The organism is Pseudomonas sp. 86_A (assembly GCF_017491705.1).
Taxonomy (GTDB): Bacteria; Pseudomonadota; Gammaproteobacteria; order Pseudomonadales; family Pseudomonadaceae; genus Aquipseudomonas; species Aquipseudomonas koreensis.
In genome coordinates, this window is record NZ_JAFGYS010000013.1 from 131846 (window position 1) to 155618 (window position 23773).

Below are 23773 nucleotides of genomic sequence, written 5' to 3' on the forward strand. Positions count from 1 at the left end.
GTTACCTCGGTAGTTGATTGGTTTCGGCGGCGACGGCCGCCGGTTGGGTCAGTGGCAGGCGCAAGGTGAAGCAGGTGCCCTGGCCCGGCGCGGACTGCACTTCCATCTGCCCTTTGTGGTTGTTGGTGATGATGAAGTACGACACCGACAGCCCCAGGCCTGTGCCCTGACCGATTTCCTTGGTGGTGAAGAACGGTTCGAAGGTGCGCTTGCGCACGTTCTCGCTCATGCCGATGCCGTTGTCTTCGACCTGAATCTCGGCCCATGGCGGGTTCAGTCGGGTACGCAGAATGATCCGCCCCGGCTCGCTGTCGTCTTCGCGCTGGTGAATGGCTTGCGCGGCGTTTTTCAGCAGATTGAGCAGCACCTGTTCCAGTTCGTTGGCGGTGCCCGGTACCGGGCCAAGCGCCGGGTCGAACTGACGGATGATCGCCTGGCCCTTGAAGTCGAAACCGATCGCCAGATCGAAGTCGTTGCCGGCAATTTCCACCGCCTGGTCGATCAGCGCCGGCAGGTCGCACGGGGCCATTTGCCGGGTGCTGCGTCGGCTGAAGCTGAGCATGTGGGTGACGATTTTTGCCGCGCGGGCACCGGCCTGCTGGATGCCGTCGAGCAGTTTTGGCACTTCGCGGTTCTGCAGGTAAAGGTTGACCGCGTCCAGCTCGATGCCCAGTTGTTCGGCGGTTTCGAGGTTTTTCGGCAGGTCTGTCGACAGCCGTCGGCGAATGTTCTGCACGTTGTGCAGGATCGCGCCGAGCGGGTTGTTGATCTCATGCGCCATGCCGGCGGCAAGGCCGCCCACCGAGAGCATCTTTTCCGATTGCACCATCATTTCTTCCAGCGACAGGCGCTGGGTGATGTCGTCGATGCGGATCACCACACCGCGTCCGGCGCCGCCCATCAGCGGGTAAAAGGTCAGCGCGTAATGCTTGGGTTCGTCATCCTTGAACCAGGTCACCCGCTCGATCTTCGCCACCGTGTGTTCTTCCACGGTCTGCTTGAGTTGCGGCAGGAATGGCTTGAGCGGCTCGAAGGCGAGGAAGATCGGCTGGTTCAGCGCTTCATCCAGGCGCGTCCCGGAGAGCGCGCTGGCCTCCTGGTTCCACTGGGTCACGTAGAGCTGTTCGTCGAGGGCGATCAGCGCCGAGGGCATGGAGTCGATGATGCTGTTGAGGTAGTTCTGGAATCCGGTGAGCTTCTTCTCGATCTTGCTGCGCACCTGGACTTCCAGCTCCAGCTTGCGGTTGGTGTGGCGGGTTTCTTCGGCCAGACCCTGCGCCTGATCGTAGGCGGCTTGCGAGTCATCGCGGGCGCGCTTGAGCTGCTGCTCGCGGGCTTCGATGCGCGAGAGCATGGTGTTGAACGCCTCGGCTAGGCTGCCGATTTCGTCGTGGTTACCGCGCGAGGCGCGCAGGGCGTAGTTCTCTTCACGGGTGACCTGCCGCGAGAGTTCTTCCAGCTCATGAATCGGGCGGGTGATCAGGCGTTTGATCTGCCGGGCAATCACCAGCCACAGCAGCACACTGAAAATCAGGATACCGAGGCTGGCAGTCAGGGTGCCGGTGTAGAACGCCATCGGCAGTTCACTGCTGGCGACCAGCAGCAAATGCCCTGGCGCGGTGCCGGGGCGGGGCAGGGTGATCAGTTGGTTGCTGCGAAACTCGGTGAGTTGCCAGGCTTCGATGTGCCGATAGCGTTCCGGCAGATTGAGCTTGTCGCCACGCTGCACCTGGGCGATTCGATCACCCTTGCCGTCATACAGCGCCGCCGCACGCAACGGCGAATAGCTGTCGAGTTCCTTGAGCAGGCGTTCGGCGCTTTGCGGCGATTCCAGGGCTTGTGAGACCAGGCTCGGGTTGGAAATCAGTCGGCCGATGGTCTGCAGGGCTTGCGGCGCCATGCTTTCCTGGGAGATGTAGTAAGCGGCGCTGATAAAGGTCAGGTTGGCGACCAGCAGAACAGTGGTCATCAACACCAGCAGGGCGGCCAGCAGTTTCTGGCCGACCGGCAGGTTTTCAAGGCGCTGGCGCAATGGCATCAGGTTTATCGCAGCAGAGGAACAAGTGGGCAGCGTAGCCGCTGCTCAGTCGCTGGGCAATCCAAGGCTGCGCAGATGGCCGACCAGGCGCTGCTGCAATTGATTGAGGTGCGGCAGATTCAGTTGATGGCGCGTGGCGACTTTGCAGGCGTGGCCCAACAGATAGCTGATTTCGGTGCGGCGATGGTTCGCCACGTCCTGATACATCGAGGAGTAATTGGCCGCCGTGGCGTGGATCACCCGTTCGACTTCCTGTTGCAGATTGACCGCCGCCGCGGGTTGACCACAACGCTCCAGCAACTCGGCCAGTTCCGCGCACAGCGTGGCGACCTCGCATTGATGCTGCTCAAGCCCGCCATTCCGGCAATCGTGGAGCACGGTCAGCGGATTGATCGCGCAATTGAGCGCCAGTTTGCGCCACAAACGGGTGAGGATGTCGGTGCTCCACTCGTGGGGAATGTTCGCCGCGTCGAGATCGTCCAGCCAGATCGGTGCTACCGGATGGCCAGCATCGCCCAGCCAGGTGAAACCGTGGCCGGCAAACACCACACGCCAGTCGCCGTCACGGAAGGCGCCTTCAGTGCTGGACGCGCTGATGCAACGGGCATGGGGAACCAGCGCCGCAACCGCGTCCTGACTGCCAAGGCCATTCTGCAACAGGATCAACTCGGCATCTGCAGTCAGTCGCGGCAACAGGCGGGCGACGGCGCTTTCGGCGTCATAGGCTTTGCAGGCGACCAGCAGGCGGCGGATCGGCTGCGGATCGTCTGCCGTCTGTGCAGGGACGGGGTAGGTGTGGGCTGCGCCATGTTCGACCAGGGTCAGGCCACCGGCCGCCTGATAGCCACGCAAACGCTGGGCATCGCGTAGGATCAGCCGCACCGGCAGACCGGCCCGGGCCAGGCGCGTGGCCCACAGGGTGCCTAGGCTGCCGGCGCCGAGAACGTGCCAGGGGGTGGACATCAGTTTTTCACTCGGTAAGGTACTGGCATGCAAGGCTCGCCGTATCGGTGGGAAAAGACCCGTTATAATGGGCCGGATTTTAACCGCAAGCCAAGCGCGCTCCATCCTGATCGAGCGCGCCTTTTATTGGAGAGATTACATGCCGTCGTTCGACGTGGTATCCGAACTGGACAAACACGAGCTGACCAACGCGGTCGAGAACGCCGTGAAGGAACTCGATCGTCGCTATGACCTGAAAGGCAAAGGCAGCTTCGAGTTCAAGGAAAAGGACCTGACCGTCAACCTGACCGCTGAGGCCGGGTTCCAGCTGGAAGCGATGATCGAGATCCTGAAGCTGGCCCTGACCAAGCGCAAGATCGATGTGCAGTGCCTTGAAGTAAAAGACGCCTACGCCTCGGGCAAACTGATGAAGCAGGACGCCATTCTCAAGGAAGGCATCGACAAGGAGCTGGCGAAGAAGATCGTCGCTCACATCAAGGACGCCAAGCTCAAGGTGCAGGCCGCCATTCAGGGCGAGCAGGTGCGGGTCACCGGCAAGAAGCGCGATGACCTGCAGGAAGCCATTGCAGCGCTGCGTGCCAAGGAATTCGGCATGCCACTGCAGTTCAACAATTTCCGCGACTAAGCTTTCCGGTCGGGGAACCTCTCGGTGTTTTCAACGTCCGAGGGCCAAGCAGCGGCAGAAACGATTGAGCCCCAACAGGTTCAGTCGTTCTGCCGTTGATTTTTTACAGGCCGGGTAGCCGGAAATCAGGAGTTAGAAGATGGATTTGAATACTGAGGTGGACAACCTGGTCAAGGCATCCCAGGCGTGGATACCGATGATCATGGAATACGGCAGCCGCGTGTTGCTGGCGGTGATTACCCTGGCGATCGGCTGGTGGCTGATCAACAAGGTCACGCAAAAACTCGGTGGTCTGCTGGCCCTGCGCAATGCCGACCTGGCGCTGCAAGGCTTCATCAGCAGCCTGGCGAACATCATTCTCAAGGTGCTGCTGATCGTCAGCGTGGCCTCGATGATCGGCGTGGAAACCACCTCGTTCGTGGCTGCGATCGGTGCGGCCGGTCTGGCCATCGGTCTGGCGTTGCAGGGCAGCCTGGCGAACTTCGCCGGCGGCGTGCTGATTCTGCTGTTCCGTCCGTTCCGTATCGGTGACTGGATCGAAGCGCAAGGCGTGGCGGGTACGGTCGACAGCATCCAGATTTTCCACACCGTGCTGCGTACCGGTGACAACAAGACCATCATCGTCCCGAACGGCAATCTGTCGAACGGCATCATCACCAATACCAATCGCCAGCCAACCCGCAAAGTTGTGTTTGACGTGGGTGTGGATTACGAAGCGGATCTGCAGAAGGCGCGTCAGGTGCTGCTGGATCTGGCCAAAGATGATCGCGTGATGCAGGACCCTGCGCCACAAGCGGTCATTTCGACATTGGGTGACAGTTCGATCACTGTTTCCCTGCGTGTGTGGGTTAAAACCGCAGACTACTGGGATGTGATGTTCATGTTTAACGAACAGTCGCGTGATCGTTTAAAGACGGCCGGTATTGATATTCCGTTTCCGCAGCGTGTAATTCGTGTGGTTCAGGAATCTGCAACACAATGATAGGTTGCTAATTAAATGCCTGACTTGTTGGTCAGGCATTTATGACAAGTGACAGGCAATAAAAAAGGCCCATCCGAAGATGGGCCTTTTTTTATGCTTCCAAACTAACCACTGACGATTACAAGATGTTCAGTGGGTATTCGGTGATCAGGCGGAACTCTTTAACGTCGCCTTCACCCTGGTCGGCGTTGGCAGTATGCCAGGCTTGACGGATGCGGAACGACAGATCTTTCGCCGGGCCAGACTGAACAACGTACTTGGCTTCGAAGTTGGTTTCGTGGTGTTTGCCATCTTCACCGTACAGCGGCGCGCCAGTGCTGGTGCGGTATTGGCTGTTTGCAGCCAGACCGGTACCGTCGATATCCCAACCTTTAACGTAACGAACCATGAAGCTCAGGCCAGGTACGCCGTACTCGGCCATTTTCAGGTCGTAACGGGCTTGCAGGGATTTCTCGCCTGGACCGTTGAAGTCAGAGTACTGGATGGAGTTGGCGAGGAAGATCGAGTCGCCGCCACGGTTGTTCTTGCCCACGCCGACATAGTCGAACGGGGTATCGCCGTTAACCTTCTGGAATGCCAGCGTGAAGGTGTGTGCCTTCAGGAACGACAGCGCGGTTGCCAGGGAGAAGGCAGTGTTGCTGATGTCACCTGCCAGCTTGTCACCGGTATCGGTCGTGCGGTAGATGTTGAAGTCAGTGTTCAGCGAAGTGTCGCCACCGAATGGGGTGGTGAGGTTCACGTTCGCGTAGTACTGGTTCCAGACGTCTTCCAGCTTGGCACCGTAGAGCGATGCGCTCAGGTTTTCGGTGATGCCGTATTTGCCACCGAAATAGTCGATCGACTTGGCTTCTACGCCAGCGTAGTTGGCGTACAGGCCGCCATCACGGGCGTTTTTGTCCTGGCTGGTTGCCGAGTAGAAGTGACCGGCTTCGAGGTCAAGGTCTTTGACTTCGCTGCTCTGCAGTTGGAAGCCGCTGGCAGTTTGCGGAATGATACGGGAGCCGCCAACTGCGAACACAGGAGCAGTGCTTGGCTGCTGGTCGCCGACTTTCAACTCGGTTTTGGAGATGCGGAATTTAATGGCAGCGCCGGCTTTGCCTTGGCTGTCATTAACATCGTGAGAGTAACCGTTAGCCTTGACGGTGTCGCTACGGCTCATGTTGCCGGTGCCGGAAGTACCATCACCGCCATCCAGTTTGAGCGCCAGGTAACCGAATGCATCGATACCAACGCCGACAGTGCCTTGGGTGTAACCGGAGTTGAAATTGGTCAGGAAGCCTTGAGTCCAGTCTTTCTGGTCGCGGCCACCGTTCTTGTTGTCGCGGTTGAAGTAGTAGTTCTTCAACGTCTCGGTGAGTTTTGCATCTTCAACGAAACCTTTGGCTTCTGCCTGGTCACTAACAAACGGGGCGGCCGTAGCCAACTGAGTGCTGGCTGCTGCTGCAACTGCCAGTGCGATTGTGCTCCACTTCATCACGCGCATCGTGATTTGCTCCTTTGGTTTTAGAAGAGTACTGCCGTCCCACCTGTTTTATTATCTGGGCGGCTCTTTCTTTTTGTGTCGGCGCAAACTTATATCACGCCGACAATGTTGGCGATACTTGCTCATACAACCTTTCATGATCTTTACGACGACGTCGCAAACAGCTGGGTTGATGTCGCAAATTCACGTTACCCATGCAGCCGGGCTGACAACTTTATCGCTGTTTCTGGGCCTTTTTGCATCGGTAAAAAAGAGTCCCTGGCAAAACACTTGAATCTCCATTGGGGCAACCCTGCCACCGTATTTGGTTGATCTCAAGCTGCCACTTCCCGTGGTGTGCTTATAGATCATGTGTGTATCAATGCAACAAGCGTGCACAAAGTGCAGGGTTGCTACGTTTATTTTTCTGAACACCTGCCTATAGCCGTAAAAACCGCATAAAGACGGGGGTTCAAGCCCTTTTGTATCAGGGGCTTGACGCATACCTTTGCATCGTGTTTTCACGTTCGCAGGGCGGCATGACAATCAAAAACGTTACCGGTTCACCCCACCAGTGAGTATTTGGCGGATGCTCGACGCACTGAGCGTAGACGCACTGTGCGGTTTTGGTGCAAAAAATTTACGGGCTGTACCGGATTCATTCAGCTTGGGGTGATTCTGTTGTCGCACGGTTCAGCGGGTTTCGGGTGTTTGCTCGTGTTCGAGGGCAGTCCTGGCGCTGTGATGGTGCATGGTCTACACAAATGTCTCCTGTCAGGGCGGTGCAGGCTTGGGCAGGCACGGTCATCGTGAAGCCCGGCGCATTCGCAGGTATGCTGCCAGCCTGTCGCTTGGTGCGTTGCCCGTCGGGATGGCCGCTAAGCTGAATGATGTAGATCAGCCGGGAGTGCACGCAGTGTTTGTTTTGGATTCACAACTTCGACAGGACACCCTGACCATCGGCGACTTCCCGCTGTGTCGGTTGCTGCTGTCCAACGATGCCAATTACCCATGGTTCATCCTGGTGCCTCGTCGCGACGATATCAGCGAGTTGTTTCAGTTGGATGTCGCCGACCAGCAGCAGTTATGGCAGGAAACGACCGCGCTGGCCGAGTTGCTCAAGGATTTGTTCGACGCTGACAAGATGAACGTCGCGACTCTGGGTAACGTCGTCAGCCAACTGCATATGCATGTGATCGTGCGCAAGCGTGACGATGCGGCATGGCCCGCGCCGGTCTGGGGCAAGCACCCGGCCAAACCCTACAGCGCCGAGCAGGTAGCGGCCATTCGTGAACGGCTGCGCCTGGTACTGACCGAGCATTTCACGTTTCTGGAGGGCTGAATCATGAGTCTTGAAGCGCGCGTTACCGATCTGGAAAGTCGTCTGGCTTTTCAGGATGACACCATCCAGGCCTTGAATGACGAACTGGTGGCGCAGCAGCGGGTGATTGAACGCCTGCAACTGCAAATGGCGGCGTTACTCAAGCGTCAGGAAGAGATGGTCGGGCAGTTCGACTCTTTCGAGGGAGAGGCGCCACCACCGCACTACTGATACCGAGGCCTTGGCGCAGGCATAAAAAAAACCGCGAACAGTCTGGCTGTTCGCGGTTTTTTGTTGCCTTGGATCAGCGACGCGGCAGAGCGGCGATCACGTCCTCGGCTTGCAGGCCTTTGTCCCGGTTCATCACCGAGAACTCCACGCGCTGGCCTTCGACCAGGACGCGGTGGCCTTCACCACGGATTGCACGAAAGTGCACGAAAATATCATCACCGGAATCCCGGGAAATAAAGCCGAAGCCCTTGGACGTGTTGAACCACTTGACGGTCCCGGTATCGCGGTTGCTCATGTCATAGGTGGTCGGTGCGGCAGCTGGCGACGATTTGTAGAAACTGACGGCCAGGTGCAGAACCACGGCAACCAGGGCAATCACCAGGCTGAACAGAACAGCCGGTTGACCGGCGATGACGGGCATCGGTGCGATCAGGGTCAGGGTTTGCAGGACGACAGTCAGTACCAGAAGAGCGCTGACCAGATTTTGCAGATGCTGGCGCGGGCCTTTGTTCCAGTAAGGGATCACTGGAGCGATGACCAGGTTCAGCAGGCCGAGAAAGGCCAGGTAAAGTGCATCGGGTTGTTGCAGGTAAGGAACGGCTTCGGATTTCAAGCTAGGTATGAACGACAGCAGCAAAGCCGCTGCGCCCATTAGCAGGTGGACGATTTTTAACATTTTGATTGGCTCACGTTATGACGGCTCACAAGGAAGAGCTGAAGACGCACGGTTCGCTTCGGAACAATAAAGAGGCGTTGGACACGTACGCCATATCAGCCTATGCGCCATACCCCCGAAAAATGGGGCGTAGCGACACACTGCCTATTTAACAGCAAAGCCTGCGGGTTCTCAAATTACCCCGGCCAGCGGCACCTCGCCCGGTCGATTTGTCGCACGGTGCGAGACGATTGCAGGCTGCGAGGTGGCGGTGGCCTTGCTAGAGTGGGACTGCACCTGCTGGATGAATTCAATCGCCTTAGGGGGGTCAACATGGCAATCGATATCGGTATCAGTGAAGAAGACCGCAAGTCCATCGTCGAGGGGCTGTCGCGGCTGCTGTCGGACACCTACGTGCTGTATCTGAAAACCCATAACTTCCACTGGAACGTCACAGGTCCGATGTTCAGGACCCTGCACCTGATGTTCGAAGAGCAGTACAACGAACTGGCGCTGGCCGTGGACCTGATCGCCGAGCGCATCCGCGCCCTGGGCTTTCCGGCGCCAGGCGCCTACGCCACTTATGCTCGTCTTTCCTCGATCAAGGAGGAGGAGGGCGTGCCCAGTGCTGAAAACATGATCAAGCAACTGGTCGAGGGGCAGGAAGCGGTAACACGCACCGCTCGAGGCATTTTCCCGTTGCTGGACAAAGTCAGTGACGAGCCGACGGCCGACCTGCTGACCCAGCGCATGCAGGTGCATGAAAAAACGGCCTGGATGCTGCGCGCGTTGCTGGAGACCTGATAGCCAGGTGCGCGGACGTCCGGGAGATGTCCGCGTACTGTTGCAAATCTTACCGATGATGTCGGCTTATCCTACGCAGATGGGCAACTAGTCGTCTGGCGCTAACTTTGCGGCTGCGTTTTTATGAGGGCACAGGATGTTGCCTTAATAAAACGCACGGATGGCAAAGGAGTGTCAGCGATATGGTGGATGGAGACAGGCGAGGCGAGCGCGTCGGTTCGCAGCAGGAAATGAAGGTCGATCCGTTGGTCAGCGGTTTCGACTTCGAGTTGATCCGGCCGTTGTCGAGGTCGGTGCGTTTGAACGGCTTTGCGACCTGCTTGAGGCTCGAGCAGGTTTACTGGAACATTCTTGGCGCGATGGCCGAAGACAACGGCTGTTCGGTCAGTACGCTGCTGTCCCATGTGGACCGCGAAGTGCACCTGCGCCATGGCGGGGTGAAAAACTTCAGTGGCCTGGTGCGGGTGGTGTGCGTGATGAATGGTCTGCGGGATACTCCGTCGGCCGTCATGCCCTGAACGGGCAATACTTGAAATGACGTGGCGGGCTGTGCAGTCTTACGGCTGCACAGCCCGCATTTAATGGATATAATCCCGCTCTTTCGCCGCAAAGCCCTGCGCGCGGTGGCAATCTGATCGCCGAGACACCCCCATGCCGATGTACGATTATCAATGTGCTTCCTGTGGTCATCAGTTGGAAGCCATTCAAAAGATCAGCGAGGCACCGCTGGTCGACTGCCCTGCCTGTCAGGCGCCAGAGCTCAAGAAACAGCTGTCCATGCCGGGTTTTCGCCTCAGCGGCAGCGGTTGGTACGAAACCGATTTCAAGACCGGAGCCAAGAAGAATCTGGCCGGTGGCGACAAATCTGACTAGGGTTCAGGCCCAGGTCGAACGACACGCGTGAGATTCCGTAATGCTTGATGGCGACGGGATCTCCACCGAATTTCGAATTACGAGAAGCGAAACCACTACCATGATGCGCAGCCATTATTGCGGCCAACTGAACGAAAGCCTGGAAGGCCAGGAAATTACCCTTTGCGGATGGGTTCACCGTCGTCGCGACCACGGCGGGGTGATTTTCCTCGATATCCGTGATCGTGATGGTCTGGCTCAGGTGGTGTTCGACCCGGATCGCGCCGAGAGCTTCGCCGCTGCCGATCGTGTGCGCAGCGAATACGTAGTGAAGATCACCGGCAAGGTGCGTCTGCGTCCGGCCGGTGCCACCAACGCCAACATGGCGTCGGGCATGATCGAAGTGCTGGGCTACGAGCTGGAAGTGCTGAACGAGTCGGAAACCCCGCCGTTCCCGCTCAACGAATACTCCGACGTTGGCGAAGAAACCCGCCTGCGCTATCGCTTCCTGGACCTGCGTCGTCCGGAAATGGCCGAGAAGCTGCGCCTGCGTTCGCGCATGACCACCAGCATCCGTCGTTTCCTCGACGAGAACGGCTTCCTCGACGTTGAAACGCCGATCCTGACCCGTGCGACGCCAGAAGGCGCCCGTGACTACCTGGTGCCAAGCCGTACTCACGCCGGTTCGTTCTTCGCCCTGCCGCAATCGCCGCAGCTGTTCAAGCAGCTGCTGATGGTCGCTGGCTTCGACCGTTACTACCAGATCGCCAAGTGCTTCCGCGACGAAGACCTGCGTGCCGACCGTCAGCCTGAGTTCACTCAGATCGACATCGAGACCAGCTTCCTCGACGAAAAAGACATCATGGGCCTGACCGAAGGCATGATCCGCAACCTGTTCAAGGAAGTGCTGGATCTGGAATTCGGCGAATTCCCGCACATGACCTTCGAAGAGGCCATGCGTCGTTACGGTTCCGACAAGCCGGATCTGCGTAACCCGCTGGAACTGGTTGACGTTGCCGATCAACTGAAAGAAGTCGAATTCAAGGTGTTCAGCGGCCCGGCCAACGACCCGAAATGCCGTATCGCCGCGCTGCGCGTTCCTGGCGGGGCAAGCATGCCGCGCAAGCAGATCGACGACTACACCAAGTTCGTCGGCATCTACGGTGCAAAGGGCCTGGCGTACATCAAGGTCAACGAGCGTGCTGCCGGTGTTGAAGGCCTGCAGTCGCCGATCGTGAAAAACATCCCTGAAGACAAGCTGAACGTGATCCTTGACCGCGTTGGCGCTGTCGATGGCGACATCGTGTTCTTCGGTGCCGACAAGGCCAAGATCGTCAGCGAAGCCTTGGGCGCGCTGCGTATCAAGCTCGGTCACGACCTGAACTTGCTGACCTGCAAGTGGGCACCGATGTGGGTCGTCGACTTCCCGATGTTCGAAGAAAACGACGACGGCAGCTTCTCGGCGCTGCACCACCCGTTCACCGCACCGAAGTGCTCTCCTGAAGAGCTGGAAGCCAACCCGGCCGGCGCGCTGTCCCGTGCGTACGACATGGTGCTGAACGGCACCGAGCTGGGTGGCGGTTCGATCCGTATCCACCGCAAGGAAATGCAGCAAGCGGTGTTCCGTCTGCTGGGTATCAATGAGGCGGAACAGGAAGAGAAATTCGGCTTCCTGCTCGACGCGCTGAAGTATGGTGCACCGCCGCACGGTGGTCTGGCTTTCGGTCTGGACCGTCTGGTGATGCTGATGACCGGCGCCCAGTCGATCCGTGAAGTGATCGCCTTCCCGAAAACCCAGAGCGCTGCGGACGTCATGACGCAAGCCCCGGGTGTGGTAGATGCCAAGGCACTGCGCGAGCTGCACATTCGTTTGCGCGAAACGCCAAAGGCTGAGTAAGACGGGCCTGAAGGCGCATCTTCGGATGCGCCTTTTTTCTATCTATAGAGAGCAGGTCGAGATTTTTTGTTGGCTGGCCGCTGCATGAGCAGGGCGGGCCACGTTTCAAAAAGAATTCGGAGCGAGTTATGGCAGGTCATTCCAAGTGGGCGAACATCAAGCACCGCAAAGAACGTCAGGATGCCAAGAGAGGCAAGATCTTCACCAAGTGGATCCGTGAACTGACCGTTGCGGCCCGTCAGGGCGGCGGTGATCCGGGTTCCAACCCGCGCTTGCGCCTGGCCCTGGACAAGGCGCTCGGGGCCAACATGAGCCGCGACATCATCGACCGCGCTGTCGCGCGCGGCGCCGGCGCGACCGAAGCGGACAACGTTGAAGAACTGACCTACGAAGGTTACGGCCCGGGCGGCGTGGCGGTGATGGTCGAGTGCATGACCGACAACCGCAACCGTACCGCTGCAGCCGTACGCCACGCGTTCAGCAAGTGCGGGGGCAACCTCGGCACCGACGGTTCGGTGGCCTACCTGTTCGAGCGCAAGGGCCAGATCAGCTTCGCCCCGGGCGTCGACGAAGATGCCTTGACCGAAGCGGCGCTGGAAGCCGATGCCGACGACGTGGTCACCCATGAAGACGGTTCGATCGACGTGTTCACCTCGTTCACCAGCTTCTATGCCGTGCGCAACGCGCTGGAAGCGGCCGGGTTCAAGGGCGATGATGCGGAAATCGTCATGCAGCCGACCACCAGCGCCGAGCTGGATCTGGACGGTGCGGAGAAGGTGCTCAAGCTGATCGACATGCTTGAGGACCTGGACGACGTGCAGAACGTCTACTCCAACGCGGATATTCCGGAAGACGTGGCTGCTCAGCTCGGTTGATGCAAATAGAAAGGTCGCAGTTTTTGCTGGCTCTACACTTCACCTGTAGGAGCTGCCGAAGGCTGCGATCTTTGTGTTTTTGAAAGATCAAAAGATCGCTGCCTTCGGCAGCTCCTACCTGTACCCTCAGCTTTCGCACCCATTTCTGCAGGCGTTATGACTTTAATTCTTGGTATCGACCCCGGCTCGCGCATCACCGGTTACGGGATTGTTCGCGATACCGGGCGCGGTGGCTGCATTTACGTGGCCTCAGGCTGCATCCGTACCGGCGCGGGCGAGCTGCATGAGCGCCTGCAAATCGTTTATCGCGGCGTGCGGGAAATCATTCAGACCTACGGCCCGGTGACCATGGGCATCGAAAAGGTGTTCATGGCGAAAAACGCCGATTCCGCGCTGAAGCTGGGACAGGCCCGCGGGGCTGCGATTGTGGCGGGGGCTGAAGAGTGCCTGGAGATTGCCGAGTACACCGCAACTCAGGTCAAGCAAGCCGTGGTCGGCACCGGAGCGGCCAACAAAGAGCAGGTGCAGATGATGGTCATGCACATGCTCAAGCTGACCGCCAAGCCGCAAATCGACGCCTCGGATGCCCTGGCGATCGCCATTTGTCACGCGCACACCCGCTCCAGTCTGCTGCCGCACGGCTTGGGAGCCGCACGCAGTCGTGGCGGGCGCCTGCGTCTCTGATAGCATCAGCAATCAATTTTCCGGTATATGGGTTTTGTGCCTGGGTCGTCGGCCCGAATCCGTATTCTGTTTTGTCGCCAGCCCCCGGCTGGTCAACGCTCAAGGATCTGAAACGTGATTGGACGCTTGCGCGGCACCCTGGCTGAGAAACAGCCGCCGCACCTGATTCTGGATGTAAACGGCCTCGGGTATGAGCTGGAAGTGCCCATGACCACCCTTTATCGTCTGCCGTCGGTCGGTGAACCGCTGACGCTGCACACCCATTTGGTCGTACGCGAAGACGCGCAGTTACTCTATGGCTTCGCCGGCAAGCGTGAGCGAGACTTTTTTCGCGAGTTGATCCGTCTCAATGGTGTCGGGCCGAAACTGGCCCTGGCCCTGATGTCGAGTCTGGAAGTCGATGAGCTGATCCGCTGCGTACAATCCCAGGACACTTCGGCGCTGACCAAGGTCCCGGGTGTCGGCAAGAAAACCGCCGAACGTTTGCTGGTCGAACTGAAAGATCGCTTCAAGGCCTGGGAAACCTCGCCCGCCATGTTTGCTCTGGTGCCGAACCAGCCGGATGGCCCGGCGCCGGTCAACACCGCCGAAAACGATGCGGTCAGTGCGCTGATTTCCCTCGGCTACAAGCCGCAGGAAGCGAGCAAGGCGATTTCCGCCATCAAGGACAAGAACCTGAGCAGTGAAGACATGATCCGCCGCGCCCTGAAGGGAATGATTTAAGTGATTGAAGCTGATCGTCTGATCGCCGCCGCGCACAGCCCGCGCGAGCGCGAAGAAGTCCAGGACCGGGCGATTCGTCCTGTCAGCCTGGCCGACTACATTGGCCAGCCGACGGTCCGCGAGCAGATGGAACTGTTCATCCAGGCCGCCCGTGGCCGTAACGAATCCCTCGATCACACGCTGATTTTCGGTCCGCCGGGGTTGGGTAAGACCACGCTGGCCAACATCATCGCCCAGGAAATGGGCGTGTCGATCAAGAGCACGTCCGGCCCGGTGCTGGAGCGTCCGGGCGATCTGGCGGCGTTGCTGACCAATCTTGAGCCGCACGACGTGCTGTTCATCGATGAAATCCATCGCCTGTCGCCGATCGTCGAAGAAGTGCTATACCCGGCCATGGAAGACTTTCAACTCGACATCATGATCGGCGAAGGGCCGGCGGCGCGGTCGATCAAGCTGGATCTGCCACCGTTCACCCTCGTCGGTGCCACCACTCGCGCCGGCATGCTGACCAACCCGTTGCGTGACCGCTTCGGTATCGTCCAGCGTCTTGAGTTCTACAACACCGCTGACCTGTCGACGATTGTCAGTCGTTCGGCGAATATTCTCGGCTTGCCGCTGGATCCGGAGGGCGCTTTCGAAGTGGCTCGCCGCGCCCGTGGTACGCCGCGGATTGCCAATCGTCTGCTGCGTCGGGTGCGCGATTTCGCCGAAGTCCGGGCCAAGGGCCACATCACCAAGGCCGTGGCCGATCTGGCATTGAACCTGCTGGATGTCGACGAACACGGTTTCGATCATCAGGACCGGCGCTTGCTGCTGACCATGATCGAGAAGTTCGACGGTGGCCCGGTGGGCATCGACAGCCTGGCGGCGGCGATCAGTGAAGAACGCCACACCATCGAAGACGTGCTGGAGCCGTACCTGATTCAACAGGGCTACATCATGCGCACGCCGCGGGGCAGGGTGGTGACGCGGCATGCGTACCTGCATTTCGGTTTAAACATTCCGTCACGAATGGGCGAAATGCCCGTGGTAGACGAGTTTCTCGATGCGGTAGACGATTAGTACACATTTATTGTCGATTTATTCAGCGTTTGTACTGTCACAGGACGGTACTTTTGCGGTAAAGCCTTTGAACAATGAAAAACAGTTGCCTGGCTGGATTGGCAACCCGAGGAGTAAGCACTAGAGTATGCGCGCGCAAAACGGGCTTGAGCCGTTCGCACATCGTTGTCGCGTTTATTACGAGGACACCGATGCCGGCGGCATCGTGTATTACGTTAATTACCTCAAGTTTATGGAACGGGCTCGAACCGAGCGGCTCCGGACGCTGGGCTTTGCCCAGTCGGAACTGGCAGGGGAGGACCTGTTGTTTGTCGTGCATTCCAGCGAAGCGCGCTATCACGCGCCGGCGCGACTGGACGACGAACTGCTGGTAAGCGCTGATGTAATCGAATTGAACCGTGCCAGCCTGCGCTTCAAACAGCAGGTCAGGCGGGCCACGGATAATGTGCTGCTCTGTGAAGGGCAGTTTCTGGTGGCCTGTGTGCGCACCGAAAGTTTGAAACCCCGGGCCATGCCCGAATCCTTGCGTGCGGCCTTTGCCGACGCGGGCGGCACGGGTACACACTCAAAGCAGGAGATAAAGCGTGGAAGCTAACGTCGTCGACCATTCCTCCATGTGGAGCCTGGTCAGCAATGCCAGCATCGTGGTGCAGTTGGTAATGTTGACCCTGGTGGCCGCATCGGTGACCTCATGGATCATGATCTTTCAGCGCAGCAATCTGCTGCGTGCCGGTCGACGTGCCCTGGAGAGCTTCGAAGAGCGCTTCTGGTCGGGTATCGATCTGTCCAAGCTGTACCGTCAGGCCGGCAGCAACCCGGATCCGGATTCGGGCGTGGAGCAGATCTTCCGTGCCGGCTTCAAGGAATTCTCCCGTCTGCGTCAGCAGCCGGGCGTCGATCCTGAGGCGGTGATGGAAGGTGTGGCCCGGGCCATGCGTGTTGCCATTTCCCGTGAGGAAGAAAAGCTCGAGCAGAGCCTGCCATTCCTTGCCACCGTCGGTTCGGTCAGCCCGTACATCGGTCTGTTCGGTACCGTATGGGGCATCATGAACTCCTTCCGTGGTCTGGCTCAGGCCCAGCAAGCGACCCTGGCCACCGTGGCCCCGGGTATCGCCGAAGCCCTGATCGCCACCGCGATCGGCCTGTTCGCCGCGATCCCGGCCGTTATCGCTTACAACCGTTTCTCTGCCCGCAGCGAAACCTTGCTGAGCCGCTACTACACCTTCGCCGATGAATTCCAGGCGATCCTGCACCGCAAAGTGCACACCAGCGAAGAATAAGCAGGTATTTCCCGATGGCTTTAATCGCTCGAGCCCGAAACAAGCGCAAGCCGGTCGCCGAGATGAACGTGGTGCCATACATCGACGTGATGCTGGTGCTGCTGGTTATCTTCATGGTGACCGCGCCGATGCTCAATCAGGGCGTGAAAGTGGATCTGCCCAAGGTTTCCAGTGAAGCCTTGCCGCAGGACAACAACACTCAGGTGCTGACCATTTCGATCAAGGCTGACAAGACCTACTACTGGAACCTTGGCAGCGAAGTCGATACTGAAAAGCAGCAAGACAGGGCCATGACGCTGCCGCAGATGACTGACGCGGTGACCAAGATCATTCGCTCCGGCAACGAAGGCGGCAAGCACACTCAAGTGTTCATCCGTGGCGACAAGTCGGTTGACTATGGCGCCGTCATGGGTGCCATGGGCGGGTTGCAGAAGGCCGGGGTCGGTAATGTTGGCTTGATTACCGAGGCCCCCTGATGCAGCAACAGCGAGAGCCGTCCGCCTCGGAAAGCTACTTCTGGCCTAGTGTCCTGGCAATCGGCTTGCACGTGCTGGTGTTCGGCATGCTGTTCGTCAGTTTTGCCCTGACACCGGAGCTGCCGCCGGCCAAGCCGATTGTCCAGGCGACCTTGTACCAGCTGAAATCGAAAAGTCAGGCAACCACCCAGACCAATCAGAAGATTGCGGGTGAGGCGAAGAAATCCGCCGCGCGCCAGACCGAAGTCGAGCAGATGGAACAGAAAAAGGTCGAGCAGGAAGCGGTGAAGGCTGCGGAACAAAAGAAAGAAGAAGCGGCTCAAAAGGCCGAGGAAGCCAAGAAGGCCGACGAGGCGAAGAAAGCGGACGAAGCGAAAAAGGCTGATGAAGCCAAGAAAGCCGACGACGCGAAGAAAGCCGAAGCCAAAAAGGCCGAAGAGAAACAATTGGCTGATATAGCCAAAAAGAAAGCTGAAGAAGAAGCCAAGAAGGCTGCTGAAGAAGAGGCCAAGAAAGCGGCCGCTGAAGAAGCGAAGAAAAAGATCGTCGAAGACGCGAAGAAGAAAGCCGCCGAAGACGCCAAGAAGAAAGCTGAAGCTGAAGAGGCGAAGAAGAAAGTCGCCGACGAAGCGAAGAAGAAAGCTGCTGCCGATGCTGCGAAGAAGAAATCGCAGGAAGCGGCACGTAAATCTGCTGAAGAGAAAAAGGCTCAGGCCCTGGCAGATTTGCTTTCCGACACGCCGCAGCGTCAGCAGGCCTTGGCCGATGAGCAGGGTGACGAAGTCGCGGGCAGTTTCGATGACCTGATTCGTGCGCGGGCAGCGGAAGGCTGGGCACGTCCTCCTTCGGCACGCAAAGGCATGACGGTCGTGCTGCAAATCGGCATGTTGCCGGACGGTACGGTGACCTCGGTCAGCGTGGCCAAGTCCAGCGGCGACGGTCCGTTCGATGCTTCGGCAGTCGCGGCGGTCAAGAATATTGGACGTTTGACGGAAATGCAGGGAATGAAGCCGAGCGATTTCGCTCCGTATCGTTCATTCAAGATGACATTCACACCTGAGGATCTAGCCTTGTGAGAAACCTTCTTCGAGGAATGCTGGTCGTGATCTGCTGCATGGCAGGGATCGCGATGGCTGATGAAAAGAACATTCTGGTCACCAGCGGCAGCGATCGGGCTACCCCGATCGCCGTTGTACCGTTCGGCATGCAGGGCGGTGCCGTGCTGCCGGACGATATGGCAGAAATCATTGGTAACGATTTGCGGAACTCGGGCTACTACTCGCCGATTCCAAAGCAAAACATGATCAGCCAGCCAAGCCAGCCGAGCGAAATCATCTTCCGTGACTGGAAGGCGGTGGGTGCTCAATACATGATGGTCGGCAGCATTGCTCCGGCGGGCGGTCGCCTGCAGGTGCAGTGGGCACTGTTCAACGTGGCCACCGAGCAGAAAGTGGCTGACGGCAGTGTTTCCGGTACCACCGAGCAGTTGCGCGACATGGCGCACTTCATCTCTGACCAGTCGTTCGAAAAACTCACCGGTATCAAAGGTGCGTTTTCGACCCGTCTGCTGTACGTGACAGCCGAGCGTTTCTCCGAAAAGAACACTCGCTACACCCTGCAGCGTTCGGACTACGACGGTGCCCGCGCCGTGACGCTGCTGCAATCGCGCGAGCCGATCCTGTCGCCGCGTTTCGCACCGGATGGCAAGCGCATCGCCTACGTGTCGTTCGAGCAGAAGCGCCCACGCATCTTCATGCAGAACATCGACACCGGTCGCCGTGAGCAGATCACCAACTTCGAAGGCCTGAATGGCGCGCCAGCCTGGTCGCCGGATGGCAATCGCCTGGCTTTCGTCCTGTCGAAAGACGGTAACCCTGACATCTATGTGATGAACCTGGGTTCGCGTCAGATCACTCGCGTGACTGCAGGTCCTGGCATCAACACCGAACCGTACTGGGGCAAGGATGGCTCGACCATCTACTTCACCTCGGACCGTGGCGGCAAACCACAGATCTACAAAACCAGCGCCAGTGGCGGCGGTGCGGAGCGAGTGACCTTCATCGGTAACTACAACGCCAACCCGAAACTTTCGGCTGACGAAAAGACCCTGGTGATGATCCATCGCCAGGACGGTTTCACCAATTTCAAGGTGGCGGCTCAGGATTTGCAGCGCGGAAGTGTAAAAATCCTAACTGATAGCACTCTGGACGAGTCGCCTACTGTTGCGCCCAACGGCACCATGGTAATCTACGCCACCCGCCAGCAGGGCCGGGGAGTCTTGATGCTCGTGTCCATTAATGGACGCGTGAGGCTCCCGCTTCCTACCGCACAAGGCGAAGTCAGAGAACCGTCCTGGTCCCCTTACCTGAACTGACGCGGCGCTTTACGTTTTACTTAACACACTGGGGTTCATTAGGAGTTTCACGATGGAAATGCTGAAGTTTGGTAAATTTGCTGCGCTGGCTCTGGCCATGGCTGTAGCTGTAGGTTGCTCGTCCAAAGGCGGCGACAACGCCGGTGAAGGCGCTGTTGATCCAAACGCTGGTTACGGCGCAAACACTGGTGCCGTTGACGGTTCCCTGAGCGAAGAAGCTGCTCTGCGCGCAATCACCACCTTCTACTTCGAATACGACAGCTCGGACCTGAAGCCAGAAGCCATGCGCGCTCTGGACGTTCACGCCAAAGACCTGAAAGCAAACGGCGCTCGCGTTGTTCTGGAAGGCAACACCGACGAACGTGGTACTCGTGAGTACAACATGGCACTGGGCGAGCGTCGTGCGAAAGCCGTTCAACGCTACCTGGTACTGCAAGGTGTTTCCCCAGCTCAGCTGGAACTGGTTTCCTACGGCGAAGAGCGTCCAGTTGCTACCGGCAACGACGAGCAGTCCTGGGCTCAAAACCGTCGCGTCGAACTGCGTAAGTAATTCGATATGCGAACGTGCCGTCGTGCTGTAACTGTTCTGGCTCTCAGCCTCGCGCCGCTTGCGGCGTGGGCTGCGGTTCCTGTGGTCGATGACAACTCCGGTTATAACAATAGCGGGAGCAGTTATCCGCCTGCGGGTTACGGTACGAACGGCGCCTATGCCGGGGGAGCGGCTTCGGCCCCTGCCTCGGCACAGGGCATGCTGTTCAACCAACTGCAACAGATGCAGGATCAGATATCGCGCCAGCAAGGTGTGATCGAAGAACTGCAGAATCAGGTTGCGCGCATGAAACAGGAATCCCTGGAGCGATACCAGGATCTTGATCGGCGCATAGGATCCGGTGCTGCACCTGCCGCGACTCCTGAGAATTCTTCTGCCGGTGGCGATGCAAGTGCTGCTGCCGGTGCTGCTGCGGGTGCCGGTGCTGCTGCCGCCCAAGCCCCTGCTGCGAGCAGCGAACCGGGTGATCCGGCCAAGGAAAAGCTGTATTACGATGCGGCTTTCGACCTGATCAAGGCCAAGGATTTCGACAAGGCCAGCCAGGCTTTCTCGGCATTCCTGCGCAAGTACCCGAACAGCCAATACGCGGGCAACGCCCAGTACTGGTTGGGCGAAGTCAACCTGGCCAAGGGTGATCTGCAAGGTGCAGGTCAAGCGTTTGCCAAGGTTTCGCAACTGTATCCCAAGCATGCCAAGGTGCCGGATTCGCTGTACAAACTGGCTGACGTAGAGCGCCGCCTCGGTCATACCGACAAGGTCAAAGGCATTCTGCAACAGGTGGTTTCCCAATACCCGGGGACCTCTGCCGCTCAGTTGGCCCAACGCGATCTGCAACGCATGTAACCCAGCTTCACCCCGTTTGGAAGAAACCCGCGCTTGTCGCGGGTTTTTTCGTTAGAATTCACGCCCTTTTTCTGAAACACGCTTCTGGTGATCTACGCGTTGGCGGGGTTGCTTGAAGTGCCTGACGGAGGCGGACAGCCTGTTTAGCTGTTACGCCCGTGGCGACTATGCAAGACACATTGAGAATTACCGAAGTTTTCTACTCGTTGCAGGGGGAAACGCGGACTGCCGGGCTGCCCACTGTTTTTGTGCGCCTGACCGGTTGCCCATTGCGTTGCCAATACTGCGACAGCGCTTATGCGTTCACCGGCGGTACGATCCGCACCCTCGACGACATCCTTGAGCAAGTGGCCGGGTTCCGCCCGCGCTACGTGTGTGTCACTGGCGGTGAGCCGCTGGCACAGCCCAATGCCATTCCTTTGCTCAAGCGGTTGTGTGATGCCGGCTATGAGGTCTCGCTGGAAACCAGCGGCGCTCTCGATGTTTCGGCCGTCGACTCACGGGTCAGTCGCGTCGTCGACCTGAAGACGCCGGGCTCGAAAGAAGCCCACCGCAACCGTTACGAAAATATCGAACTGCTGACGCCCAACGATCAGGTGAAATTTGTCATCTGCTCGCGGGAAGACTATGACTGGGCGGTTTCCAAACTGATCCAGTACGGGCTCGACCGGCGTGCCGGCGAAGTGCTGTTTTCTCCAAGTCACCATGACCTCAACGCAAGGGATCTGGCGGACTGGGTGGTGGCGGATAACCTGCCAGTGCGGTTGCAACTGCAGCTGCATAAATATCTATGGAATGATGAGCCGGGGCGCTGAGATGACTGAACAACTGAACACTAACGAAAAACGTGCGGTGATCCTGCTGTCGGGAGGCCTGGACTCGGCCACCGTGGTGGCAATGGCCCGTGCCGAAGGCTACGCCTGCTACACCATGAGCTTTGATTACGGTCAGCGCTCCCACGCTGAACTGCACGCCGCTGCCCGCGTTGCCCGCGATCTGGGTGTGGTCGAGCACAAGGTCATTGGTCTGAACCTGAACGGCATGGGCGGTTCGGCTCTGACCGACACCAGCATCGATATCCCGGAAGAGCTGGGTGAAGGCATTCCGGTGACTTACGTGCCGGCGCGCAACACCGTGTTCCTGTCGCTGGCATTGGGTTGGGCAGAAGTGCTCGGCGCCCGTGACATCTTCATCGGCGTCAACGCGGTGGATTATTCCGGTTACCCGGATTGCCGCCCGGAGTTCATCGAGTCGTTCGAGCGCATGGCCAATCTGGCGACCAAGGCGGGCGTGGAAGGCAATGGCTTCCGCATCCAGGCGCCACTGCAAAACCTGAGCAAGGCGCAGATCGTCCAGGCCGGCGTGAAGCTGGGCGTGGATTATGGCCTGACCGTTTCCTGCTATCAGGCCGACGATGACGGCCGTGCCTGCGGCAAATGCGACAGCTGCCGCCTGCGTGCAGAGGGCTTTGCGGCGGCCGGTGTGAGCGATCCAACACCTTATTTTTGATTTTTTTCAAAAAGGTGTTGAATAGTCCTTAAAAATCAGTATTATACGCGCCACCACACAGCGGGTCGTTAGCTCAGTTGGTAGAGCAGTTGGCTTTTAACCAATTGGTCGTAGGTTCGAATCCCACACGACCCACCATATTTGGCGGTTTAGAAAATCCGGAAGGCCCACGAAAGTGAGGATTTCCGGGTTTTTTTTTGCCTGCGATTCCGGTGAGCATTCGTTCAGTGCCGTCGGTGCTGACACAGATCAGAATCATCTTTTGTATCAACGGGATATTCTGTAGCCTTGCGCAGCTTCAACGCTGTCCGTGCCTGATAATACTCACTCTCCCGGCGGTACCCTCAAGCGGTCCGGAGCCGGGTGTATACTCGACTTTCGCGCGAAAGCGCCTGCAGGTCTTGCGAACATGACGCAGATTTCCGAACGCCTTCTGGTTCAAGCCCACCTCGACGCCAAACAGCCCAAACCGCTGAGTGCCGAGGAAGAGGCCTACTACCGTTCCGCCATCGCTGCCGAGCTCAAGGCTCAGGACGCGGTGCTGGTCGCCCACTTCTATTGCGATCCGGTGATTCAGGCCCTGGCCGAAGAAACCGGTGGCTGTGTTTCCGACTCCCTGGAGATGGCCCGCTTCGGCAACGCCCACCCGGCCAAGACCGTGGTGGTGGCTGGCGTGAAGTTCATGGGCGAAACCGCGAAGATCCTCAACCCGGAAAAACGCGTGCTGATGCCGACCCTGGAGGCGACCTGTTCGCTGGATCTGGGTTGCCCGGTGGATGAGTTCTCGGCGTTCTGCGATCAGCACCCGGAGCGTACGGTGGTGGTGTATGCCAACACCTCCGCAGCGGTCAAAGCCCGGGCTGACTGGGTGGTGACGTCGAGCTGCGCGCTGGAGATCGTCGAAAGCCTGATGGACAACGGCGAGACCATCATCTGGGGGCCGGACAAGCACTTGGGCACTTATATCCAGCGCAAGACCGGTGCCGACATGTTGCTGTGGGACGGTGCCTGCATCGTTCACGAGGAGTTTAAGTCCAAGCAGCTCGAAGACATGAAGGCGCTGTACCCGGACGCCGCGATTCTGGTGCACCCGGAGTCGCCGACATCGGTAATCGAGTTGGCCGACGCCGTCGGTTCTACCAGTCAGTTGATCGCTGCTGCGCAAAGCCTGCCGAACAAGACCCTGATCGTCGCCACCGACCGCGGCATCTTCTACAAGATGCAGCAGCTGTGCCCGGACAAGGTCTTCATTGAGGCGCCAACCGCCGGTAACGGCGCCGCATGCCGCAGTTGCGCACATTGCCCGTGGATGGCCATGAACACCCTTGAGCGCACGCTCAAGAGCCTGAAGGAAGGGACGAACGAGATCTTTGTCGATCCGGCGCTGATTCCGCAGGCGATCCGGCCGTTGAAGCGCATGCTGGATTTCACCCAGGCGGCGCGGATGAAGCTGGCCGGGAACGCCTAAGCGCCAAAACCTGTAGGAGTGAGCCTGCTCGCGATAGCGGTGTATCAGTCGACTTAAACATTGACTGACATACCGCTATCGCGGACAGGCTCACTCCTA

The 23773-nt window shown here is 58.6% G+C and carries 26 protein-coding genes and 1 tRNA gene; 23 read left to right on the forward strand and 4 right to left on the reverse strand.

Going from position 1 to position 23773, the window contains the following annotated elements:
* Position 1: 1 nt before the first annotated feature.
* Positions 2-2038: a HAMP domain-containing sensor histidine kinase gene (locus tag J5M57_RS20460; protein WP_064588921.1), complete on the reverse strand. Its 2037-nt coding sequence runs from the start codon at positions 2036-2038 to the stop codon at positions 2-4.
* Between the two features lie 45 nt (positions 2039-2083).
* Positions 2084-3001, reverse strand: a complete 918-nt coding sequence (locus J5M57_RS20465) for a putative 2-dehydropantoate 2-reductase (protein WP_207847993.1) — start codon at positions 2999-3001, stop codon at positions 2084-2086.
* A 139-nt stretch (positions 3002-3140) separates the two neighbouring features.
* On the opposite strand from J5M57_RS20465, the gene J5M57_RS20470 reads away from it, so the two are divergent.
* Together J5M57_RS20470 and J5M57_RS20475 are read left to right on the forward strand one after the other, a co-directional pair.
* A complete protein-coding gene (locus tag J5M57_RS20470) occupies positions 3141-3626 on the forward strand; it encodes a YajQ family cyclic di-GMP-binding protein (RefSeq protein WP_003227548.1) in 486 nt (161 codons plus the stop codon).
* 139 nt (positions 3627-3765) lie between these two features.
* Complete coding sequence (locus J5M57_RS20475; protein ID WP_207847994.1) at positions 3766-4608, forward strand: mechanosensitive ion channel family protein; 843 nt, start codon at positions 3766-3768, stop codon at positions 4606-4608.
* A 118-nt stretch (positions 4609-4726) separates the two neighbouring features.
* Here the strand turns inward: J5M57_RS20475 and J5M57_RS20480 are convergent, their stop codons facing one another.
* Entirely contained in the window at positions 4727-6091 is a 1365-nt protein-coding gene (locus J5M57_RS20480) for an OprD family porin (RefSeq protein WP_207847995.1), read from the reverse strand.
* An 895-nt stretch (positions 6092-6986) separates the two neighbouring features.
* Between J5M57_RS20480 and J5M57_RS20485 the strand changes: the two genes are divergently transcribed.
* Together J5M57_RS20485 and J5M57_RS20490 are read left to right on the forward strand one after the other, a co-directional pair.
* Positions 6987-7412, forward strand: a complete 426-nt coding sequence (locus J5M57_RS20485) for an HIT domain-containing protein (protein WP_064588917.1) — start codon at positions 6987-6989, stop codon at positions 7410-7412.
* Positions 7413-7415: 3 nt separating this feature from the next.
* Positions 7416-7622 carry a SlyX family protein gene (locus tag J5M57_RS20490; protein ID WP_207847996.1) on the forward strand — a complete coding sequence of 69 codons (207 nt, stop codon included), beginning with the start codon at positions 7416-7418 and terminating at the stop codon, positions 7620-7622.
* Between the two features lie 73 nt (positions 7623-7695).
* On the opposite strand, the gene J5M57_RS29090 is transcribed toward J5M57_RS20490, so the two are convergent.
* Entirely contained in the window at positions 7696-8298 is a 603-nt protein-coding gene (locus tag J5M57_RS29090; RefSeq protein WP_064588915.1) for a cold-shock protein, read from the reverse strand.
* A gap of 312 nt (positions 8299-8610) precedes the next feature.
* Here J5M57_RS29090 and J5M57_RS20500 point away from each other — a divergent pair, with 312 nt between their 5' ends.
* The 19 genes from J5M57_RS20500 to nadA all read left to right on the forward strand — a co-directional run bounded on the left by J5M57_RS20500 (position 8611) and on the right by nadA (position 23674).
* Entirely contained in the window at positions 8611-9081 is a 471-nt protein-coding gene (locus J5M57_RS20500) for a Dps family protein (RefSeq protein ID WP_064588914.1), read from the forward strand.
* A gap of 182 nt (positions 9082-9263) precedes the next feature.
* Positions 9264-9599, forward strand: coding sequence for a ribbon-helix-helix domain-containing protein (locus J5M57_RS20505; protein WP_169842269.1), 336 nt, complete (start codon positions 9264-9266; stop codon positions 9597-9599).
* Positions 9600-9732: 133 nt separating this feature from the next.
* Positions 9733-9954, forward strand: a complete 222-nt coding sequence (locus J5M57_RS20510; RefSeq protein WP_003227532.1) for a zinc ribbon domain-containing protein — start codon at positions 9733-9735, stop codon at positions 9952-9954.
* Between the two features lie 100 nt (positions 9955-10054).
* Positions 10055-11830, forward strand: coding sequence for an aspartate--tRNA ligase (gene aspS / locus J5M57_RS20515; protein WP_064588912.1), 1776 nt, complete (start codon positions 10055-10057; stop codon positions 11828-11830).
* Between the two features lie 128 nt (positions 11831-11958).
* Positions 11959-12705 (forward strand): YebC/PmpR family DNA-binding transcriptional regulator, encoded by a 747-nt coding sequence (locus J5M57_RS20520; protein ID WP_064588911.1) that lies wholly within the window; start codon positions 11959-11961, stop codon positions 12703-12705.
* Between the two features lie 156 nt (positions 12706-12861).
* A complete protein-coding gene (gene ruvC / locus J5M57_RS20525; RefSeq protein WP_025112787.1) occupies positions 12862-13389 on the forward strand; it encodes a crossover junction endodeoxyribonuclease RuvC in 528 nt (175 codons plus the stop codon).
* A gap of 114 nt (positions 13390-13503) precedes the next feature.
* Complete coding sequence (gene ruvA / locus J5M57_RS20530) at positions 13504-14112, forward strand: Holliday junction branch migration protein RuvA (protein WP_123467207.1); 609 nt, start codon at positions 13504-13506, stop codon at positions 14110-14112.
* Positions 14113-15174 carry a Holliday junction branch migration DNA helicase RuvB gene (gene ruvB / locus J5M57_RS20535; RefSeq protein ID WP_064588910.1) on the forward strand — a complete coding sequence of 354 codons (1062 nt, stop codon included), beginning with the start codon at positions 14113-14115 and terminating at the stop codon, positions 15172-15174.
* A 127-nt stretch (positions 15175-15301) separates the two neighbouring features.
* On the forward strand, positions 15302-15769 hold the full coding sequence (gene ybgC / locus J5M57_RS20540) for a tol-pal system-associated acyl-CoA thioesterase (RefSeq protein WP_047599520.1): 468 nt from the start codon (positions 15302-15304) through the stop codon (positions 15767-15769).
* Positions 15759-16454 (forward strand): protein TolQ, encoded by a 696-nt coding sequence (gene tolQ, locus J5M57_RS20545; protein WP_003227517.1) that lies wholly within the window; start codon positions 15759-15761, stop codon positions 16452-16454. The genes ybgC and tolQ overlap by 11 nt, the downstream gene beginning before the upstream one ends.
* A gap of 23 nt (positions 16455-16477) precedes the next feature.
* A complete protein-coding gene (gene tolR / locus J5M57_RS20550) occupies positions 16478-16930 on the forward strand; it encodes a protein TolR (RefSeq protein ID WP_162276309.1) in 453 nt (150 codons plus the stop codon).
* Complete coding sequence (tolA, locus tag J5M57_RS20555; RefSeq protein WP_064588908.1) at positions 16930-18006, forward strand: cell envelope integrity protein TolA; 1077 nt, start codon at positions 16930-16932, stop codon at positions 18004-18006. The genes tolR and tolA overlap by 1 nt, the downstream gene beginning before the upstream one ends.
* 17 nt (positions 18007-18023) lie before the next feature.
* Positions 18024-19304, forward strand: a complete 1281-nt coding sequence (gene tolB / locus J5M57_RS20560; protein WP_164747834.1) for a Tol-Pal system beta propeller repeat protein TolB — start codon at positions 18024-18026, stop codon at positions 19302-19304.
* Positions 19305-19356: 52 nt separating this feature from the next.
* A complete protein-coding gene (gene pal / locus J5M57_RS20565; RefSeq protein ID WP_003178634.1) occupies positions 19357-19854 on the forward strand; it encodes a peptidoglycan-associated lipoprotein Pal in 498 nt (165 codons plus the stop codon).
* A gap of 6 nt (positions 19855-19860) precedes the next feature.
* Complete coding sequence (gene ybgF, locus J5M57_RS20570; RefSeq protein ID WP_064588907.1) at positions 19861-20697, forward strand: tol-pal system protein YbgF; 837 nt, start codon at positions 19861-19863, stop codon at positions 20695-20697.
* Between the two features lie 167 nt (positions 20698-20864).
* Complete coding sequence (gene queE / locus J5M57_RS20575; protein WP_207847997.1) at positions 20865-21512, forward strand: 7-carboxy-7-deazaguanine synthase QueE; 648 nt, start codon at positions 20865-20867, stop codon at positions 21510-21512.
* Position 21513: 1 nt separating this feature from the next.
* Complete coding sequence (gene queC, locus J5M57_RS20580) at positions 21514-22206, forward strand: 7-cyano-7-deazaguanine synthase QueC (RefSeq protein ID WP_131671159.1); 693 nt, start codon at positions 21514-21516, stop codon at positions 22204-22206.
* A 62-nt stretch (positions 22207-22268) separates the two neighbouring features.
* Positions 22269-22344: transfer RNA gene (locus J5M57_RS20585), tRNA-Lys, on the forward strand.
* A gap of 271 nt (positions 22345-22615) precedes the next feature.
* Positions 22616-23674: a quinolinate synthase NadA gene (gene nadA, locus J5M57_RS20590; RefSeq protein WP_122880485.1), complete on the forward strand. Its 1059-nt coding sequence runs from the start codon at positions 22616-22618 to the stop codon at positions 23672-23674.
* The last annotated feature ends 99 nt before the right edge of the window (positions 23675-23773 follow it).

What these genes read in the sequence shown, in the direction of transcription:
- J5M57_RS20460 (WP_064588921.1), bottom strand. Translation starts at nt 2,038, where the DNA reads ATGCCATTGCGCCAGCGCCTTGAAAACCTGCCGGTCGGCCAGAAACTG.
- J5M57_RS29090 (WP_064588915.1), bottom strand. Translation starts at nt 8,298, where the DNA reads ATGTTAAAAATCGTCCACCTGCTAATGGGCGCAGCGGCTTTGCTGCTG.
- J5M57_RS20470 (WP_003227548.1), top strand. Translation starts at nt 3,141, where the DNA reads ATGCCGTCGTTCGACGTGGTATCCGAACTGGACAAACACGAGCTGACC.
- tolB (WP_164747834.1), top strand. Translation starts at nt 18,024, where the DNA reads ATGCTGGTCGTGATCTGCTGCATGGCAGGGATCGCGATGGCTGATGAA.
- J5M57_RS20505 (WP_169842269.1), top strand. Translation starts at nt 9,264, where the DNA reads ATGGTGGATGGAGACAGGCGAGGCGAGCGCGTCGGTTCGCAGCAGGAA.
- tolA (WP_064588908.1), top strand. Translation starts at nt 16,930, where the DNA reads ATGCAGCAACAGCGAGAGCCGTCCGCCTCGGAAAGCTACTTCTGGCCT.
- queE (WP_207847997.1), top strand. Translation starts at nt 20,865, where the DNA reads ATGCAAGACACATTGAGAATTACCGAAGTTTTCTACTCGTTGCAGGGG.
- ruvC (WP_025112787.1), top strand. Translation starts at nt 12,862, where the DNA reads ATGACTTTAATTCTTGGTATCGACCCCGGCTCGCGCATCACCGGTTAC.
- ybgF (WP_064588907.1), top strand. Translation starts at nt 19,861, where the DNA reads ATGCGAACGTGCCGTCGTGCTGTAACTGTTCTGGCTCTCAGCCTCGCG.
- aspS (WP_064588912.1), top strand. Translation starts at nt 10,055, where the DNA reads ATGATGCGCAGCCATTATTGCGGCCAACTGAACGAAAGCCTGGAAGGC.
- nadA (WP_122880485.1), top strand. Translation starts at nt 22,616, where the DNA reads ATGACGCAGATTTCCGAACGCCTTCTGGTTCAAGCCCACCTCGACGCC.
- J5M57_RS20510 (WP_003227532.1), top strand. Translation starts at nt 9,733, where the DNA reads ATGCCGATGTACGATTATCAATGTGCTTCCTGTGGTCATCAGTTGGAA.
- ybgC (WP_047599520.1), top strand. Translation starts at nt 15,302, where the DNA reads ATGCGCGCGCAAAACGGGCTTGAGCCGTTCGCACATCGTTGTCGCGTT.
- J5M57_RS20475 (WP_207847994.1), top strand. Translation starts at nt 3,766, where the DNA reads ATGGATTTGAATACTGAGGTGGACAACCTGGTCAAGGCATCCCAGGCG.
- queC (WP_131671159.1), top strand. Translation starts at nt 21,514, where the DNA reads ATGACTGAACAACTGAACACTAACGAAAAACGTGCGGTGATCCTGCTG.
- J5M57_RS20480 (WP_207847995.1), bottom strand. Translation starts at nt 6,091, where the DNA reads ATGCGCGTGATGAAGTGGAGCACAATCGCACTGGCAGTTGCAGCAGCA.
- J5M57_RS20500 (WP_064588914.1), top strand. Translation starts at nt 8,611, where the DNA reads ATGGCAATCGATATCGGTATCAGTGAAGAAGACCGCAAGTCCATCGTC.
- J5M57_RS20520 (WP_064588911.1), top strand. Translation starts at nt 11,959, where the DNA reads ATGGCAGGTCATTCCAAGTGGGCGAACATCAAGCACCGCAAAGAACGT.
- J5M57_RS20490 (WP_207847996.1), top strand. Translation starts at nt 7,416, where the DNA reads ATGAGTCTTGAAGCGCGCGTTACCGATCTGGAAAGTCGTCTGGCTTTT.
- J5M57_RS20465 (WP_207847993.1), bottom strand. Translation starts at nt 3,001, where the DNA reads ATGTCCACCCCCTGGCACGTTCTCGGCGCCGGCAGCCTAGGCACCCTG.
- pal (WP_003178634.1), top strand. Translation starts at nt 19,357, where the DNA reads ATGGAAATGCTGAAGTTTGGTAAATTTGCTGCGCTGGCTCTGGCCATG.